The sequence below is a fragment of the Streptomyces sp. NPDC088553 genome (genome assembly GCF_044752965.1).
Lineage (GTDB): Bacteria > Actinomycetota > Actinomycetes > Streptomycetales > Streptomycetaceae > Streptomyces.
In genome coordinates this window covers 803829-823309 of the sequence record NZ_JBIVMG010000002.1, presented here as the reverse complement: position 1 = coordinate 823309, position 19481 = coordinate 803829, and the positions used below count along the sequence as shown (strand labels likewise).

At 74.1% G+C, this 19481-nt stretch carries 5 protein-coding genes; 4 read left to right on the top strand and 1 reads right to left on the bottom strand.

What is annotated here, in order from left to right:
* The first annotated feature begins 175 nt into the window (after positions 1 to 175).
* From ACIP8Z_RS08635 to ACIP8Z_RS08620, 4 genes are all read left to right on the top strand, one after another.
* Positions 176 to 1564, top strand: a complete 1389-nt coding sequence (locus tag ACIP8Z_RS08635) for a lysine N(6)-hydroxylase/L-ornithine N(5)-oxygenase family protein (RefSeq protein WP_402080455.1) — start codon at positions 176 to 178, stop codon at positions 1562 to 1564.
* A 105-nt stretch (positions 1565 to 1669) separates the two neighbouring features.
* Positions 1670 to 2731, top strand: a complete 1062-nt coding sequence (locus tag ACIP8Z_RS08630) for an iron-siderophore ABC transporter substrate-binding protein (RefSeq protein WP_402080452.1) — start codon at positions 1670 to 1672, stop codon at positions 2729 to 2731.
* 134 nt (positions 2732 to 2865) lie between these two features.
* Positions 2866 to 17235: an amino acid adenylation domain-containing protein gene (locus tag ACIP8Z_RS08625; RefSeq protein WP_402080449.1), complete on the top strand. Its 14370-nt coding sequence runs from the start codon at positions 2866 to 2868 to the stop codon at positions 17233 to 17235.
* The gene (locus ACIP8Z_RS08620) at positions 17232 to 17441 is read left to right on the top strand and encodes an MbtH family protein (RefSeq protein WP_055599362.1); all 210 of its coding nucleotides are present in this window, start codon (positions 17232 to 17234) and stop codon (positions 17439 to 17441) included. Before ACIP8Z_RS08625 ends, ACIP8Z_RS08620 begins: the two co-directional genes overlap by 4 nt.
* A 180-nt stretch (positions 17442 to 17621) precedes the next feature.
* Here the strand turns inward: ACIP8Z_RS08620 and ACIP8Z_RS08615 are convergent, their stop codons facing one another.
* A complete protein-coding gene (locus ACIP8Z_RS08615; protein ID WP_402080446.1) occupies positions 17622 to 19451 on the bottom strand; it encodes an ABC transporter ATP-binding protein in 1830 nt (609 codons plus the stop codon).
* Between the last annotated feature and the right edge of the window lie 30 nt (positions 19452 to 19481).

The following is a 19481-nucleotide window of genomic DNA, read 5'->3' as shown; positions in this document are numbered from 1 at the left end:
ACTGGCTTGATTTGTGCGGTCGTTGAGGTCAACCGTCTGCGCATTGCCCGTTTTGACCCATCGACAGCTTCGCTAGATCAGGTTAGCTTTACCTAAGTTCCGCTCGGCCGCCGACACCACCGGTGTGCCCGATGCCCCGTTCCCCTCAGCCTTCTTCCCGCACGATGGGAGTGACATGTCGCAGGTTCCTCCTGGTGACGCACCTCTGGTCCACGACCTCATCGGTATCGGCTTCGGGCCGTCCAATGTGGCCATGGCGATAGCGCTCAGCGAGCACAACGCACGCGTCGGAAGGCAGGAAGCGGTCACCGCCCACTTCTTCGAGCGCCAGCCACGTTTCGGCTGGCACCGCGGCATGCTGATCGACGACGCGACCATGCAGGTGTCCTTCCTCAAGGACCTGGTGACGCTGCGCAATCCGACCAGCGAATACAGCTTCCTCTGCTACCTGCAGAGCAAGGGCCGGCTGATCGACTTCGTCAACCACAAGAACCTCTTCCCGCTGCGCGTCGAGTTCCACGACTACTTCGAGTGGGCCGCGTCCAAGGTCGACGACATGGTGTCGTACGGCCACGAGATCATCTCCGTGGAACCGGTCGAGCGCGACGGCGTCGTCGAGTACCTCGACGTGACCGCCCGCTCGGGCGCGGAGCTCGTCGTCCACCGCGCCCGAAACCTCGTCCTCGGTACGGGACTTCGCCCCCGCATGCCCGAGGGCGTCGAGCGCAGCGACCGCGTCTGGCACAACTCCGACCTGCTCGCCAAGGTGGAGAGCCTCGAAGGCACCGACCCCGAGCGCATCGTCGTCGTCGGCGCCGGACAGAGCGCCGCCGAGAACGTGGCCTATCTGCACCGCCGTTTCCCCGAGGCCGAGATCTGCGCCGTCTTCTCCCGCTACGGCTACAGCCCCGCGGACGACAGCGCCTTCGCCAACCGGATCTTCGACCCCGACGCCGTCGACGAGTACTTCACGGCTCCCGACGACATCAAGCGCAAGCTGATGGACTATCACGGGAACACCAACTACTCCGTGGTGGACATCGACCTCATCGACGACCTCTACCGCCAGGCGTACCAGGAGAAGGTCCTCGGCACCGAGCGGCTGCGCTTCATCAACATCTCCCGGCTCACCGGCGTCGAGGACGGCCCGGACAAGGTCCGCGCCTTCGTCACCTCCCTCGTCACCGGCGAGGAGACCGTGCTCGACGCCGACGTCGTCGTCTACGCCACCGGATACAGCCCCGCCGAACCCCTCGGTCTGCTCGGCCCGGTCGCCGACCGCTGCCACCGCGACGACCAGGGACGGGCCCGCGTCGAGCGGGACTACCGGCTCGCCACCGACCCCGAACTGCGCTGCGGCATCTATCTCCAGGGCGGCACGGAGCACACCCACGGCATCACGTCGTCGCTGCTCTCCAACACCGCGATCAGGGTCGGCGAGATCCTCGCCTCGGTCCTCGGCCGGAACCCGGCCGCCACCTCGCTCGACGCCTCCGTCGAGGCCCCCGTCCCCACCGCCGACGAGGCCCGGCCCATGGCCGACGGCGTCGGCACGGCGCGCTAGCGCCACCCCCCGCTCCCCCCACGCAACAAAGGCCACACCCCGCAGGCGGCACCGTTCGCACCCGACGGGCGTGGCACGCACTGTGAATCCCCGAAAGGAACGTCCGTGTCCGCTGGTGCACGTCCCGCTCTGGCCCGGTTCGCCAGATCCGCCCCCCGTGTGGCTGTCCTCGCGGTGGCGGCCCTCGCCCTCGCCGCCTGCGGCGGAGGGACCGAAAAGTCCGAGTCGCCGTCCGCCACCACGTCCTCGGCCTCGGCCGACGGGGGCGGCAAGCCCGCCGCGTTCCCCGTCACGGTGGCGCACAAATACGGCTCCACGACGATCGACAAGGAGCCGAAGACGGTCGTCACCCTCGGTCTCTCCGACCAGGACGCCGTCCTCGCGCTCGGCGTGAAGCCGGCCGGCGCGGTCGACTGGTTCAAGGAGAAGCCGTACGGCAAGTGGCCCTGGACCAAGGACAAGTGGGGCTCGACCCAGCCGGAGATCGTCGGTGAGCGCGACGAGTACAACATCGAGAAGATCGCGGCCCTCAAGCCCGACCTCGTGATCGCCCAATACTCGGGGATGAAGAAGGAGCAGTACGACACGCTCTCCAAGTTCACCAAGGTCGTCGCCCAGCCCGAGGACCACCCGGACTACGGCGCCCCCTGGCAGGTGATGACCCAGCAGATCGGCAAGGCGCTCGGCAAGGACACCGAGGCCGCCAAGCTGATCGCGGACATCGACGCCCGCTTCGAGACCGCCCGCGCCAAGCACCCCGAGTGGGCCACCAGGACGCTCGCCGTCGCCGACAGCTTCGAGGCCGGCAAGTACTCGGCGTTCACGAAGACCGACCCCAAGTCGATCTTCTTCCAGGAGCTGGGCTTCAAGCTCGAGCCGGAGATCGACACACTGTCCAAGCCGGGCTTCAACGTCGCCGAGCTCAGCGCGGAGAAGCTCGACGTCCTCGATGTCGACCGGCTCGTCTGGGTCACCTCCAGCACCGAGGCCAACGACCGGATCAAGGCCGAGCCGCTCTACAAGAAGCTCAAGGTCAACCAGGAGAAGCGCGACCTGTTCGTGCCGTACCAGGACCCGGACATCGGCGCCGCGTTCTCCTTCAACACCGTGCTGTCGATCCCGTACGCCATCGACGAGATCGAGCCGCTCCTCGCGGCCGTCAAGTGACGTCCACCGGCTGACGCGCCACCGAGCCACCAGCTCACCCGACCGACGGCGTGGCGGAACCTCTCGCCACGCCGTCGGCGGTTTCCGCCGCCACCCGTCTGCCACGCACTCCCAGGGAAAGGCCACTTCGTACGATGTTTGACGTCGAGCCGTCGGACCGGAACACCCCCTCCGGCCTCCCCGTCACCGGCGGGCAATCCGGCATCTGGCTGGCCCAGCAGATCGAACCGGACAGCTCCGCCTACAACATCGTCTTCACGCTGCACCTCCGCGGCGCCACCGACCTCGACCGACTGACCGCCGCCGTCCGCCAGGCCGTCGAAGAGGCCGAGTGCCTGCACGTACGCGTCATCCCGGGGGACGACGGACCGCGCCAGACGCCCCGTACCCGCACCCTCCCCGTCGACGTCACCGTCGTGGACCTGCGCGATGCCGCCGACCCCGACGAGGCCGCCGCCGCGTGGGTGGCCGCCGACCGCGACCGGCCCGTCAACCTCGCGCTCGACCCGCTCTTCGCCCACGCCCTGCTGCGGCTCGCCGACGACCGCGTCCTGTGGTGCCAGCGCTACCACCACATCGTCCTGGACGGGATGGGCGTCGCGCTCGTCACCCGGCGGGCCGGCGAGCTTTACACCGCGGGGGGCGAGGCGTCCGAGCCCCGCGACTGGTCGCTCTCCCGGCTCGTCGCCGCCGACCGCGCCTACCGCGCCTCCGACCGGCACGCCGCCGACCGCGCCTGGTGGCTGGAGCGGATGGCGGGCCGGACCGAGCCCGTACGGTTCGTCGACCGGGCCGCCACCCCCATGACCCGACGGCTGCGGCGGACCACCGAGCTGTCCCCCGAGACCGTCGAGCGGCTGACCGCCGCCGCCCGGACCGCGGGCGTACGACCCTCCCGGATCCTGCTCGCGGCCGTCGCCGCCCATCTGCACCGCGCCGGCGGCGAACAGGACCTCGTCCTCGGCCTGCCGGTCGCCGCCCGCGAGGACGAGGTCTCCGCGACCGTCCCCGGGATGGTGTCCAACATCGTCCCGCTGCGCCTCACCGTCCACCCCGGCACGACCGGCGCCGCCCTCGTCGCCCAGGTGCGCGAGACCGTCGCCGACGCCGTCGCCCACGGGCGCTACCGCGCCGAGGACCTGGCCAGGGAACTCGGCCTCGTCGACGGCGTCCCGGAACTCGTCGGCCCGACCGTCAACATCCTGCCCCGCTCCGAGGACCTCCGCTTCGCCGGCCACCGGGCCGAACTCCGCCCGGAATGGCTCGGCCCCGTCAGCGACCTGGCGTTCAACTTCGCCGAGGGCACCGACGGCCGCGGATACACCCTCCACCTCGACGCGGACGCCGACGTCTGCGAGCCGGACGCCCTCGCCGGCCACGAGCGCCGCTTCCTCGCCCTCCTCGACGCCTTCACCGCCGACCTGGACCGCCCCGTCGGCCGTATCGACCTCACCTCGGACGCCGAACGCACCCGTCTCCTCGCCGAGTTCGGCGTCGCGCCCCGCGAGGTCCCGGAGCTCTCCTGGCCCGCGGCGTTCGAGCGGCAGGTCCGCCGGAGCCCCGAGGCCGTCGCGCTCGTCTGCGAGGACCGGGAGCTGACGTACGCCGCGCTCGACGACGACGCCGACCGGCTCGCCCGGCTCCTCCGCTCCCGGGGCGTCGGCGCCGAGGACGTGGTGGGCGTGGCCCTGCCCCGCTCACCGGAGCTCGTGGTGGCCCTGCTCGCCGTGATGAAGGCCGGCGCCGCCTATCTGCCGCTCGACGCCGACCACCCGCAGGACCGCATCGCCTACATGCTGTCCGACGCCGGGGCCCGCACCGTCGTCACCGTACGCGACCTCGCCGGCGACCTCCCGGAGACGGTGGGCGTCTCCCGTCTGCTGCTCGACGACCCGGCGACCGAGGCCGCCCTCGCCGCCGCGACCGACCCCGACCCCGGACCGGCGGTCGCCCTCGACCAGGCCGCTTACGTCATCTACACCTCCGGCTCGACGGGCCGCCCCAAGGGCGTCGTCGTCTCGCACGACGGCGTCGGCAGTCTCATCGCCACCGCCACCGACCGGATCGGCATCACCGCCGAGAGCCGGGTCGTCCAGTTCGCCTCCGTCGGCTTCGACGTGACGGTGTGGGACCTGATCATGTCGCTGTGCGTCGGCGGCCGCATCATCGTGGTGCCCGCCGAGCGCCGCGTCGCGGGCCCCGCGCTCACCGAGTACATCGCCCGCCACCGCGCCACCCACATGATCCTGCCGCCCTCGCTGGTCTCCGCGCTGCCGCAGGAGTGCGAACTGCCCCAGGGCGCCGTCCTCGTCGTCGGCACCGAGGCGGTCCCCAGCGAGCTGATCGCCCGCTGGGACGGCCGGCTCCGGGTCGTCGTCGCGTACGGACTCACCGAGGCCACCGTCAACTCCACGCTCTGGCTCGCCGACCCCGACCGCACGGGACCCGCGCCGATCGGCCGGCCGGACCCCAACACGCGCGCGTACGTCCTCGACACGGCGCTCCGGCCCGTCCCCGTCGGCGCGGAGGGCGAGCTGTACGTCTCCGGGCGCGGCCTCGCACGCGGCTACCTGGGCCGCCACGCGCTGACCTCGGAGCGGTTCGTCGCCGATCCGTACGGGCCTCCCGGCACCCGCATGTACCGAACGGGCGACCGGGTCCGCTGGGGCGCCGACGGCAACCTGGAGTTCCTCGGCCGCGCCGACGGCCAGATCAAGATCCGCGGCCACCGCGTGGAACCCGGCGAGATCGAGAGCGCCTTCATGGCCTGCGAGGGCATCGCCCAGGCCGCCGTCCTGGCCCGCGAGGACCACCGGGGAGTGAAGCGGCTCGTCGCGTACCTGGTCGCGGAGGGAGAGCCGGACGAGGGCGGCGAGGCGGCCGTGACCGCCGCACGCGCGCGCGTGACCGACGCCCTGCCCGACCACATGGTGCCGTCCGCCGTCGTCGTCCTCGACGGCCCGCTGCCGCTGACCCCCAACGGCAAGCTCGACGCCAAGGCCCTGCCCGAGCCCCGCTGGACCTCCCTGACCGGCACCGACACCCCGAGCACCCCCGCCGAGACGACGCTCGCCGCGCTGTTCGCCGACGTCCTCGGCCTGCCGGCGGTCGGCGTCCACGACAGCTTCTTCGAACTCGGCGGCGACAGCATCGTCGCCATCCAGCTGGTGAACCGCGCCCGCGAGGCCGGACTCGCGATCACCCCGCGCGACGTCTTCCGCGGCCGGACCGTGGCGGCCCTCGCCCGCACCGCCGGGGAGACCGGCACCGCGCCGGCCCGGCCGCGGGTGGAACTCGACCCGGACGCGCTGCCGGTCTCCCCGCTCCAGGAAGGTTTCTTCTTCCACGCGGAGTTCGACGACCGGGCCGCCGACCTCTACGTCGTCCAGGAGGTCCTCGACCTCGCCGGGCCCGTCGACCCCGACCGGCTCCGCCGCGCGCTCCAGCTGCTCCTCGACCGGCACCCGCTGCTGCGGGCCTCGTTCCGGCAGCTCCCCGGCGGCGAGGTCGTCCAGCGCCTCGCCGACCGCGTGACCCTCCCGTGGCGCGAGGCCGACACCGCCGGGACCGGCCTCGACGCCATCCTCCGCGCCGACCGCGCCGAAGGGTTCGCCCTCGACCGGCCGCCGCTCCTGCGCGCCACCCTCGTCAAGGACGGTCGCCGCCGGCGGCTCCTCCTGACCCTCCACCACATCGTCGCCGACGGCTGGTCGGTCTCCGTCCTGCTGCGGGAACTGACCGACGCCTACCGGGGCGCCGCGCTGCCGGCGCCCGCGGCCCCGGAGCCGTACCTCTCCTGGCTCGCCGGCCGCGACCGCGAGGCCGCTCGCGAGGCGTGGCTCCGTGCGCTCGCGGGGGTGGAGGGACCGACCCGGCTCCCCGCGCTCACCACCCCGGACGCCGCCGGCGCGCCCGCCCGTCCGGAGCACGTGGACACCCGTCTCCCGCGCGACCTCACCGACGCGCTGACCACGTACGCCAGGACCCGGGGCCTGACCCTGAGCAGCGTCATCAACGGAGTGTGGGGACTGCTGCTCGGCGGTCTCACCGGCGGCCAGGACGTCGTCTTCGGCACCACCGTGTCCGGGCGGACCACCGAGGTCGCGGGACTCGACGCCGCCGTGGGCCTGTTCATCAACACCGTCCCGGCCCGGGTGACCCTCCGCCCCGAGGAGACGCTGACCGAGCTGCTCCACCGGGTCCAGCACGAGCACTCCGCCCTCCTCGACCACCAGCACCTGGGCCTCGCCGACATCCAGCGGATCGCCGGCGGCGGCGAACTCTTCGACACCCTCGTGGTGTTCGAGAACTACCCGACCGGTGAGCAGCCGTCCGGGGCGGGCGCGGACGCGCCGCTCATCACCGGCGCCGAGGTCGTCGACGCCGTCCACTACCCGCTCGCGCTCGTCGTCGAGCCCGCCGACGCCGGTCTGCGGCTCCGCTTCAAGCACGACGCGGCCCGGCTCGACCAGGTGGCGGTGGCCGTCCTCGCCAACCGCTTCACGGCACTGCTGCGGACCGTGGTGGCCGAGCCCGACCGGCTCGTCGCCCGGACCGACCTGCTCTCCGTCCGCGAGCGCGCGCACCTCACCGAGCTCAACGCCACCGCCCGCCCCGTCCCCGGAGCGACGCTCGCCTCGCTCTTCGCCGGATGGGTCGCCCGTACCCCCGACGCCCCCGCCGTCGTCTGCGAGGACACCACCCTCAGCTACGCCGCACTCGACCGGCGGGCCGAGGCACTGGCCGAGCGCCTCCGGGCCCGCGGGGCCGGTCCCGAGCAGTACGTGGCCGTGGCGGTCCCGCGCTCGGCCGAGCTGATGGTCGCGCTGCTCGGCGTCCTCAAGGCGGGCGCCGCCTACCTGCCCCTCGACCTCGACTACCCCGCCGACCGGGTGGCGTTCATGCTCGCCGACTCGGGCGCGCGGCTCGTCGTGACCACGGAGGAGGCCGCCGCGCGGATCCCCGCCGCTTCCGGCCTCGAACAGCTCGTCATCGGCGCGGGGGAGCCGGCGGAGACCCCCGCCGACGCCCCCGTACGGGCCGCCGGCCCCGATCACCCCGCCTACCTCATCTACACCTCCGGCTCCACCGGCCGCCCCAAGGGCGTCGCCGTCACCCACCGCGCCATCGTCAACCGGCTCGCCTGGATGCAGGGCGCGTACGGGCTCACCGCCGACGACCGGGTCCTCCAGAAGACCCCGTCCAGCTTCGACGTGTCGGTGTGGGAGTTCTTCTGGGCGCTGACCGAGGGCGCGACCGTCGTCCTCGCCCGCCCGGACGGCCACCGCGACCCGGCGTACCTGGCCCGCCTCATCGCCGAACGGGCCGTCACCACCACGCACTTCGTGCCGTCGATGCTGGCCGCGTTCGTCCAGGTCATGGACTCGGCCCCGGACGCTCCCGACTGGGCGGCGAGCCTGCGCCGGGTGTTCTGCAGCGGCGAGGCCCTCACCGGAGCCGACGCGCGCCGCTGGTGGGAGCTGACTTCGCGCGCCGGGCGCACGCCCGTACCGCTGCACAACCTGTACGGCCCCACCGAGGCGGCCGTCGACGTCACCTTCTTCCCCTACGAGGGAGGCACCGAGCCGGCCGTTCCCATCGGCCGGCCCGTCTGGAACACCCGGCTCCACGTCCTGGACCCGTTCCTGCGCCCGGTGCCCGACGGAGTCCCCGGTGAGCTCTACCTCGCCGGCGTCCAGCTGGCCCGCGCCTACCACGCCCGCCCCGGCCTCACCGCCGAACGGTTCGTCGCCGACCCGTCCGGGGCGCCGGGGGAGCGGATGTACCGCACCGGCGACCTGGTGCGCCGCCGCGCCGACGGCGCCGTCGAGTACCTCGGCCGCACCGACCGCCAGGTCAAGATCCGCGGCAACCGCGTCGAACTCGGCGAGATCGAGACCGCCCTGGCCGCGCTGACCGGCGTGGCCCGCGCGGCCGTGATCGTCCGCGACGGCGCCCTCGTCGGCTACGCCGTCCCCGCCCCCGGCACCACTCCCACCCCCGAGACCCTGCACACGGCCCTCACCGAGGCGCTGCCCGCCGCGATGGTGCCGAGCGCCGTCGTCGTCCTCGCCGAACTCCCGCTGACGCCCAGCGGCAAGCTCGACCAGAACGCCCTGCCCGCACCCGAGAGGGCGCCCCGGGCCACCGGCCGCGCGCCGCGCGACGACCGCGAGCGCGCCCTGTGCCAGATCTTCGACGAGGTCCTCGGCGTCCCCGGAACCGGCGTCGACGACGACTTCTTCATGCTCGGCGGCGACAGCCTCAGCTCCATCGCCGTCGCCACGCGGGCGCGTGAGCGGGGCCTGACCCTCAGCCCCCGCGACGTGTTCGAGCACCGCACCCCCGCCGCCCTCGCCGCGGCCGCCGCCCGCCACGCGGCCGCCGAGGCGCCCCCGACCGCCGACCCCACCGAGGTACCCGTGCACTCCGACGGCGTGACCGTCTCCGCCTCCGACGCCGGGCAGGCGGCCGCCGCCCTCCAGGCCGTCCTCGCCCTCCAGCAGCAGTCCGGCGCCGCCGTCGACCCCGCCCTGCGGGCCCTCCTCGACCAGCTGACCGCCGCCGCGCCGCCCGCGGCGCCCCCGGCCCCGGAACCCCCGGCGCCCGCGCCGCTCCGCGGGCCGGAGCTCACCCCGGAGGAGACCGCCCGCGTCCACGCCGCCGCCGGGCTGCCGGTCGCGGACGTCTGGCCGCTCTCCCCGCTCCAGGAGGGCATGTACTTCCACGCCACCTACGACGCGGGCGACGCGCTCGACGTCTACCAGTCCCAGGAGACCCTGGACCTCGACCGCCGGATCGACGCCGACCGGCTGCGCGCCGCCTGCCGCACCCTCCTCGACCGCAACACCGGCCTCCGCGCCGGATTCACCAGCGACGGCCTGCCCGGCCCCGTCCAGTTCATCGTGGACGGCGCCGAGATCCCGCTCGTCGAGGCCGACCTCTCCGGACTTCCCGCCGACGAGCAGCGGACCCGGACCGAGGAACTCCTCGCCGCCGACCGCAGGCAGCGCTTCGACCTCTCCGCCGCGCCCCTCTGCCGACTGCTCCTCATCCGCCTCGGCGACGGCCGGGACAAGCTGGTCGTCACCCACCACCTCATCCTCTGGGACGGCTGGTCCGCCTGGCTGTTCCTGGAGGAGCTGTTCACGCTGTACGAGCGGGCCGGCGACCCCACGGGCCTCCCGCTGCCCGGCTCGTACCGCGACCACCTGGCCTGGCTGGACGCCCAGGACACCTCGGTCGCCCTCGACGCCTGGCGCGGGGCCCTCGCCGGCTTCGTCGAGCCGACGCTGCTCGCCCCGTCCGGGCGCGACACCGGCCCGGTCATCCCGGTGGACTTCGACGCCCTCCTCACCCAGGAGGCCGGCGACCGGCTCCGTACCGCCGCCCGCCGGCACGGACTCACCCTGAACACCGTCCTCAACGCGGCCTGGGCCCTGGTGCTCTCGGCCATGACGGGCCGCACCGACGTCGCCTTCGGCACGGCCGTCGCCGGACGCCCGGCGGACGTCCCGAACGTCGCCGGCATCATCGGCATGTTCCTGAACACGATCCCCGCCCGCGTCGCCTTCACCCCGGACGAGCCCCTGCTCGCCCTGCTGCGCCGCATGCAGTCCGAGCGCGCCGCCGTCATGCCGTACGAGCACGTGGGCCTGGGCACCCTCCAGCAGGAGTCCGGCCACCGCCGCCTCTTCGACACCCTCTTCGTGCTCCGCTCGGCCGACGGAGAGGACCGCGCCGCCGCCCTCCGCGAACGCCACGGCATCACCGGCGTGTCGAACGTGGACGGCACCCACTTCCCGCTCACGCTGATCGTCACCCCGGGCGCCCGGCTGAAGGTCACCCTGGCCGCCCGGCCCGACCTCTTCGACGCCGACGCCGCCGGCACGATCCTCGCCCGGTTCACCACGGTCCTCGACCGCCTCGGCGAGGCCCTCGCCGGCCCCAGCGCCGCAACCGTGCCCACCGTCGGCGTGGACCTGCTGCTCCCGGCGGAGAGCGCGGCCCTGCGCACCGCCCGGGAGTCGGGCCGCGAGCCGGTGCCGGACGAGACCGTCGCCGACCTGCTCACCGCCCAGGTCGCCCGTACCCCCGACGCGGTCGCGCTGGTCTTCGGCGAGCGCGCCCTCACGTACGCCGAACTCGACGCGCAGGTCAACCGGCTCGCCCGGCTGCTGCTCGCCCGGGGCGCCGGGCCCGAGAAGGTCGTGGCGCTCGCGCTGCCCCGGTCCATCGAGATGGTCGCCGCGCTGTTCGCCGTCCTGCGGACCGGCGCCGCGTACCTGCCGCTCGACCTCGACCACCCCGCCGACCGGCTGCGGCTGATGGCCGAGGACACCGGGCCGCTGTGCCTGCTGTCCACCACCGCCGTCGCCCCGACGCTGCGGCGCGAGGACGGCCCCGTCGCCCTCGAGGTCCTCCTCGACGACGAGACCGTGCGCGCCGAGCTCGCCGCGCTGTCCGGGGACGGGATCACCGACGCCGAGCGCCCCGCGTTCGCCCACGGGGTGCCCGGCCGCCTGGAGTTCCCGGCGTACGTCATCTACACCTCCGGCTCCACCGGCCGCCCCAAGGGCGTCGTCACCCCCTACCGGGGACTGACGAACATGCAGCTCAACCACCAGAAGGAGATCTTCGACCCGGCCATCGCCTCCGCCGGCGGCCGGCGCCTGCGCATCGCGCACACCGTGTCCTTCGCCTTCGACATGTCGTGGGAGGAGCTGCTCTGGCTCGTCGAGGGCCACGAGGTCCACGTCTGCGACGAGGAACTCCGCCGCGACGCCGAAGCGCTGGTCGCCTACTGCGACGAGCACCGCGTCGACGTCGTCAACGTCACGCCCACCTACGCCCAGCTCCTCATCGAGGAGGGCCTCCTCGACCAGGACGAGGCCACGGGCAAGCACCGGCCGGCGCTCGTCCTGCTCGGTGGCGAGGCCGTCTCCGAGACCGTGTGGACGCGGCTGCGCCGCACCGAGGGCACGTACGGCTACAACCTCTACGGCCCCACCGAGTACACGATCAACACCCTCGGCGGCTCCACCACCGAGAGCGCCACCCCGACCGTCGGCCGGCCCATCCGCAACACCCGCGCCCACGTCCTCGACACGATGCTGCGGCCCGTCCCGCCGGGCTGCTCCGGCGAGCTGTACATCGCCGGCACCGGCCTCGCCCGCGGCTACCACGACCGGGCCGCGCTGAACGCCGAGCGGTTCGTGGCCGACCCCTTCGGGGAGCCGGGCGAGCGCATGTACCGCACGGGAGACCTCGTCCGGCAGCGCCCCGACGGACTGCTCGACTTCCTCGGCCGCACCGACGACCAGGTCAAGATCCGCGGCTACCGCATCGAACTCGGCGAGATCTCCACGGCCCTGTCCGCCCACCCCGAGGTCGCCCACGCGGCCGTCGTCGTCCACGAGACGGCCGGGACGAAGCGCCTCGTCGGCTACTTCGTACGGGAGGACGGCGCGGTCGTACGAGGGGACGGCGCGGTCGGCTCGGAGGACGCCGCCCCCGGCTCCGAGGGAGCCGCCCCTGGCTCCGAGGGCACCGACTTCCTCGTCCAGGAGCTCCGCGAGCACCTCAAGTCCCGCCTCCCCGACTACATGGTCCCGTCGGCCCTGGTCCCCGTCGCCACCCTGCCGCTGACCGTCAACGGCAAGCTCGACGTGAAGGCGCTGCCCGCCCCCGACCTCACGGGCACGGGGCGCAGCCGTGCCCCGCGCACCCCGCGGGAGGAGACCCTGTGCGGGCTCTTCGCGGAGGTCCTCGGCCTGGCCGAGGGCAGCGTCGGCATCGACAGCGACTTCTTCGACCTCGGCGGACACTCGCTCCTCGCCACCCGGCTCGTCAGCCGGGCCCGTACCGCCCTCGACGCCGAGCTGGCGATCCGCGACCTGTTCGAGGCGCCGACCGTCGCCGAACTCGTCGAGCGGGCCACCGCCTCGCGCGGCGGCGCCCGCCCGGCGCTCGCCGCGGCCGAGCGCCCCGACACACTGCCGCTCTCCCACGCCCAGCAGCGCCTGTGGGTCATCCAGCAGATCGAGTGCACCTCCGCCGCGTACAACTTCCCCCTGGTCATGCGGCTGCGCGGCACCTTCGACCGCGCGGCGTGGAGCGCCGCCCTCGCCGATGTCACCGACCGTCACGAGGCCCTGCGGACGCTCTTCGCCGAGCGCGAGAGCGACGGCCAGGCGTACCAGCGGATCCTGCCCGCCGGTGCGGCCGCCCCGGTCGTGGAGCATCTGCGCGCCGGCGAGGACGAGGTGCCCGGCATCGTGGACGCCGCCGTGCGGCGGCCGTTCGACCTCGCCTCCGAGCTACCGATCCGCGCCACGGTCGTGGAGGTGGCGCCCGACGAGCACGTCGTCGTCCTGCTCCTCCACCACATCACCACCGACGAGTGGTCCGACCGGCCCTTCCTGCGGGATCTGACCACCGCCTACACCGCCCGCCTCGCGGGCGCCGCGCCCGACTGGGAGCCGCTGCCCGTCCAGTACGCCGACTACGCCCTGTGGCAGCGGCAGCTCCTGGGCGACCCGGCCGACCCCGACAGCCTCGCCGCCCGGCAACTGGAGCACTGGCGCGCGGCCCTGGCCGGCGCCCCCGAGGAACTGGAACTCCCCACCGACCGGCCGCGGCCCGCCCGCCCGGCCTTCACCGGCGCCGAACTCGACATCACCTTCGACCGCACCGTCCACGAGGGCCTGCGGCGGCTCGCCCGCGACACCGGCGCCAGCATGTTCATGGTCGCGCACGCGGCCGTGGCCGCCCTGCTCCACCGGCTCGGCGCCGGCACCGACATCCCGCTCGGCGCGCCCATCGCGGGCCGCGGCGACGAGGCCCTGGACGAGCTCGTCGGCTTCTTCGTCAACACCCTGGTGCTCCGCACCGACCTCGGCGGGGACCCGTCCTTCACCGAACTCCTCGGCAGGGTCCGGGAGACCGACCTCGCCGCGTTCTCCCACGCGGACGTGCCCTTCGAGTCGGTCGTGGAGGAGCTCAACCCGACCCGCTCCCTCTCCCGGAACCCGCTGTTCCAGGTGATGGTCGGCTACCACGCCCGTACGGACGAGGCCCTGCGGCTGCCGGGACTGGAGGCCGGCTACCTGCCGCACCGGATCGCCACCGCCAAGTTCGACCTCGTGTTCAGCTTCACCGAGCACACCTCGGCCGACGGCGCCGCCGACTCCCTCGGCTGCCGCCTGGAGTTCGCCACCGAACTCTTCGACCAGGAGACCGCCGAGCGTATCGGCGACCGCCTCGGCAGGCTCGTCGCGGCCCTGGTCGCGGCCCCCGACCGGCCGCTGTCCGAGGCCGGGATCCTCACCGACGAGGAGCACCGCCTCGTCCTCGAAGGCTTCAACGGCCCGCCCCGCGAGGTCGACGAGGCGACCCTGCCGGCGCTCTTCGCCCGGTGGGTGGCCGAGCGCCCCGACGCCGTCGCCGTCGTCGAGCGCTCCCGCTCGGTGACGTACGCGCAGCTCGACGCCCGCGCCAACCGGCTCGCCCGGCTGCTCGCCGCCCGCGGTGTCGGCGCCGAGAGCGTCGTCGGCGTGGCCGTCCCGCGCTCCGTCGACATGATCGCCACGGTCGTCGCCGCCCTGAGGCTCGGGGCCGCGTTCCTGCCGCTCGACCTCGTCCACCCCGGCGACCGCCTCAGCTACATGATCGAGAACTCCGGCGCCGCCGTCGTGGTCGGCGCCGAGCCCGTCGCCGGGAAGATCCCCGACGCCGACGGCGTCCCGGTTCTGCTGCTCGACGCCCCGGACGTCGCCGCCGAGCTCGACGCCCTGCCCGCGACCCCGCCGGCCGGCGGGCCGGCGGGCCTCGACCAGGCCGCGTACGTGATCTACACCTCCGGCTCCACCGGCCGACCCAAGGGCGTCGTCGTCCCGCACGAGGGCATCGCCAGCCTGGTCGCCACGGCGGTCGACCGGATGGGGCTGGAACACGACAGCCGGGTGCTCCAGTTCGCCTCGATCGGCTTCGACGTCTTCGCGTTCGAACTGGCCATGGCCCTCTGCCACGGCGGCCGGCTCGTCCTCGTCACCGACGAGGCCCGGGTCGCCGGGCCCGCCCTCACCGACTTCCTGGAGGACCAGCGGATCACCCACATGATCCTGCCGCCGTCGCTGGTGTCGGCCCTGCCGCCCGGCTGCCGGCTGCCCGAGGGGTCGACCGTCCTGGTCGGCACCGAGACCGTCCCGCCGGACCTCTTCGAACGCTTCGGCGCCACCGCGAACCTGATCTGCGCGTACGGGCTCACCGAGGCGACCGTCAACTCCACCCTGTGGCCCGCCCGCGAGCACGGCGGCCGCGCCACCGGCCGGGTGCCCATCGGCCGCCCGGACCCCAACACCCGCTGCTACGTCCTCGACGAGCACCTCCGGCCCGTCCCGCCGGGTGTGATCGGCGAGCTGTACGTGGCCGGGCGCGGCCTCGCCCGGGGCTACCTCGGACAGGCCGGGCTCAGCTCGGAGCGGTTCGTCGCCGACCCGTACGGCGTCCCCGGCAGCCGTATGTACCGCACCGGCGACCGGGCCCGCTGGCGCGCCGACGGCAACCTGGACTTCCTCGGCCGGGTCGACACCCAGGTCAAGATCCGCGGCTTCCGCATCGAGCTGGGCGAGATCGAGGCCGCCCTCGCCGGGCACCCGTCGGTCGCGCAGGCCGCCGTCCTGCCCGACCGCGACGGCGACATCGTCCGCCTCGTCGGCTACGCCGTGCCCGAACCCGGCGCGGACCTCGCGCTCGACCCGCGGGAACTCCGCTCCCACGTCGCCGCGGTGCTGCCCGAGTACATGGTCCCCGCCCTCGTCGTCCCGCTCGACGGCCCGCTGCCGCTCACCCCGAACGGCAAGCTGGACCACAAGGCGCTGCCCGCGCCGGACTGGTCGGCGATGACCGGAGACGCCGCTCCCGCGACCGAGACACAGGCGCGGATCGCGGAGCTGTTCTGCGAGATCCTCAAGCTGGACTCCGTCGGCGTGCACGACAGCTTCTTCGCCCTCGGCGGCCACTCCATGGCCTCCATGCGTCTCCTGGGCCGCATCCGCGCCGAGTTCGGCGTCGAGCTGAGCATCCGCGACGTCTTCGACGCCCTCACCGTCGCCGGCATCGCGGGCAAGCTGGAGGGCGCGAGCGCGGCCCGCCCCGCCCTGCGCCCGACCGATCCCGGGGCCGCCGACGGCACGGAGCCGCCGGTGGCGCCCGTACAGCGGTGGCAGTGGCAGGCGTACCGGCGCGACCCCGGCTTCGACCACGCACTCGTCCTGCGCTCGCCCGGAGGCCTGGACGCCGGCGCGCTCGCCGCGGCTCTCGCCGACGTCACCGCCCGCCACGAACCGCTCCGCACCGCCTTCACCGACCGCGACGGCACCCTGGTCCGCAGGGCCGTCGAGGCGCCGGACCTGGCCGTGGAGCAGTGCGCGGACCTCGACGCGCGGCTCACCGAACTGGCCGCCGCCGCACCGGACCTGGAGCGGGAGGCCCCGCTGCGGGCCCGGCTCCTCACCGACGCTGACGGCGCCCAGGCGGTGCTGCTCACCCCGCATTACCTGGCCGTCGACGAGTGGTCGGTGGTCCCGCTGTTCCGCGACCTCACCACCGCCTACGGGGCGCGGACGGCCGGGCGGGCGCCCGACTGGCAGCCGCTCCCCGTGAGCTACGGCGACTACGCCCGCTGGGCCCGCGACGTCCTCGGTGACCCGGCCGACCCGGAGAGCCGGGGCGGCCGCCAACTGGCCTACTGGCGCCGGACGCTGGCCGGCACACCGCGCGAACTGGCCCTGCCGACGGAGGCCCGCACCGCCGTGCCCGCACAGCGGCGGAGCCGGGCCGCCGGAATCGTCGAGTTCACGCTCGACGAGCGGCTGCACGCGGACGTGGACCGGCTCGCGCGGGCCACCGGCACCAGCATGTTCATGGTGCTGCACGCGGCCCTCGCCGCCCTGCTCACCAGCCACGGGGCGGGCACCGACCTGCCCATCGGCACGATGGTCGCCGGGCGCGGCGACGAACAGCTCGCCGACCTGGTCGGCTGCTTCTTCAACACGGTCGTGCTGCGCACCGACACGGCGGGCGACCCCTCCTTCGCGGAGCTCCTGACCCGCGTACGGGAGACCACCCTCAGCGCCCTCGACCGCCAGGACGTGCCCTTCGACGAGGTCGTCCGCGCCGCCGGCCTGCGGCCGGAGGGCCCCCAGGTGATGGTGATCCACCACGAGCAGGCCGACCTGGAGCGCCTGGAGGGCGGCGTCGGCGACCTGGTCGCCGTGCCGACCGGATCCACCCGCGCGGAGCTGACCCTCAGCTTCTACGAGCCCCGCGGCGAAGGCCCCGTGCACTGCGGCCTGATCCACGCGACGGAGCGGCTCGGCCCGGAGAAGGCGCGACGGCTCGCCGAGGAACTCCAGACCCTGCTGCGCACCGTGACGGACGACTCCGAACAGCCCCTGTCCCAGCTGTTCGGTGTGACACACAAGAGGAGTGAGAACGCATGAGCACCAACCCGTTCGAGGACCCGCAGGGCCGCTTCCTGGTTCTGGTCAACGACGAGAACCAGCACTCGCTGTGGCCTTCCTTCGCCGAGGTCCCCGCCGGGTGGCGGACCGTCTTCGGCGAGGACACCCGCGAGGGATGCCTGGCCTACGTGGAGTCCCACTGGACCGATCTGCGCCCCGCGAGCCTCATCGCCCTCCAGGACTGACCCGGCGCGCCCCGGCCACACCTGCACCGACACCGACCGCCGCCCGCGGGGGAGTTCCCCTCGCGGGCGGCGGTGCGTGACGCGGCGCCGCGGACAACGGAAGGGGCGGTACGACGCAGCGTCGTACCGCCCCTTCCCCGTGGCCGCGAGGCCGTCGGCCGCGCGACCACGGGGGAGACCTCAGCGCCCCGGCGCCACCGGGATGTCCGCGTCCGTGGCCGGCCGCGGCACCTTCTCCCCGGGCTCACGACGGCTGTCGGACCACGCGGCCCACAGATCGGCGTACCGGCCGCCGGCCGCCACGAGTTCCTCGTGGGTACCCGACTCGACGACACGTCCCTGGTCGAGCACGACCACCCGGTCGGCGGCCGCGGCCTGCGGCAGCCGGTGCGCGACCAGCAGCCCCGTACGGCCTTCGAGGGCCCTCGCGGCCGCGTCCTCCAGGACCCGGGCGCCGGCGCTGCCCGCGTCGGCGGTGGCCTCGTCGAGGATCGCGATCGGCGGATCCGCCAACACCAGCCGTGCCAGGGCGAGATGCTGCGCCTGCGTGACCGTCAGCCGGTGCCCGCCCTCGCCGACGACCGTGTCCAGCCCCTCGGGCAGGCCCTGCGCCCACTCCAGCGCCCCGACCCGGTCGAGCGCCGCGCGCAGCTCCTCCTCGGCGGCCTCGGGCCGGGCCAGACGCAGGTCGTCGGAGAGGGTCCCGGCGAAGACGTGCACCTCCTGGCTGATGAGCGCCACCGCCTGCCGGACCCCGGCCGGGCCCAGCTCCCGCGCGTCGACCCCGCCGAGCGCGATCGAACCCCCGGTGGGGCTGTGGACGCCCGCGATGAGCTTGGCCAGCGTGGTCTTGCCCGCGCCGCTCGCGCCCACGAGCGCCACCCGCTCCCCGGCGCGGACCCGGAGGTCCACCTGGTGCAGGACCGGGGCTCCGGAGCCGTACGCGTGGCTGAGCGCGGACACCTCGACCGACCCGTCCGCGAGGGAGTGCCGCTCACCGGGTGCCCGCTCGGCCGGGAGGTTCGAGACCCCGACCAGCCGGGCGAAGCTCGCCCCCGCCGACTGGGCGTCGTCCAGGAGGAACAGGGTCGCGTTGATGGGGTTGAAGAGGCTGTGGAAGTACAGCGCGGCGGCCGTGGCCGTACCGATGCTGACAGCGTTCCGGTCGACCAGGACGAACCCGGTGCCGAGCATCGCGGCGAGCCCGATGAACTCGGCGAGGTTGAGCCGGGAGAAGAAGCCGGTGACGATGTGGATGCCCCGCAGGCCCAGGTCGCGCGCCGCTTCCGACCGCCGCTCCAGGAGGCCCGTGTGGGTCCCGTTCAGCCGGAAGGCGCGCACGGTCCGGACGCCGCCGACGCTGTCGAGCAGCTGGTGCTGCAACGCACCGGTGGCGACGCGGTGTTCGCCGTACACCGGGGCGGCCCGGCGCAGGTACCAGCGCACCGAGAGTGCCTGCACCGGTGAGGCGAGCAGGGCCGCGAGCAGGAACCGCCAGTCGAGGACGGCGAGTCCGGCGAAGGTCAGCAGGATCGTCAGGGCGGAGCGGCTGAACTCCGGCAGTGCCTGGCGCACCGACTTGCCGATCACCGACACGTCGCTGGTGACCCTTGAGACCAGGTCGCCCGAGCCGGCCGCCTCGACCCGGTCGAGCGGCAGCCGCAGCGCCCGCTCGATGAACTGCTCCCGCAGGGCGGCCAGTACGGTCTCGCCGAGCCGGGCCACGAGCGTGCTGCCGACGGCGGCCGCCGCGCCCCGGGCCACGGCGACGACGACGAGCAGGACCAGGGGGAGGGTGAGGGCGGGCGCGCCCCGGTGGTCCACCACGAGGTCGACGATGTGTCCGAGCAGGGGAGCCGTCAGCAGGCCGATGGCGGTGCCGGCGACCAGGACGGCGATCGCGGCGGCGGCGAGGAGCCGGTGACCGTGCAGCATGGCGCGGAGCGCGGTGAGCGACTCGGCGCCGGTGGCGGTCGGCAGGAGCACGCGGTCCGGGCTGGTTCCGCTCATGGTCTGGTCCGTCCTTCTCTCGCGTCCTTC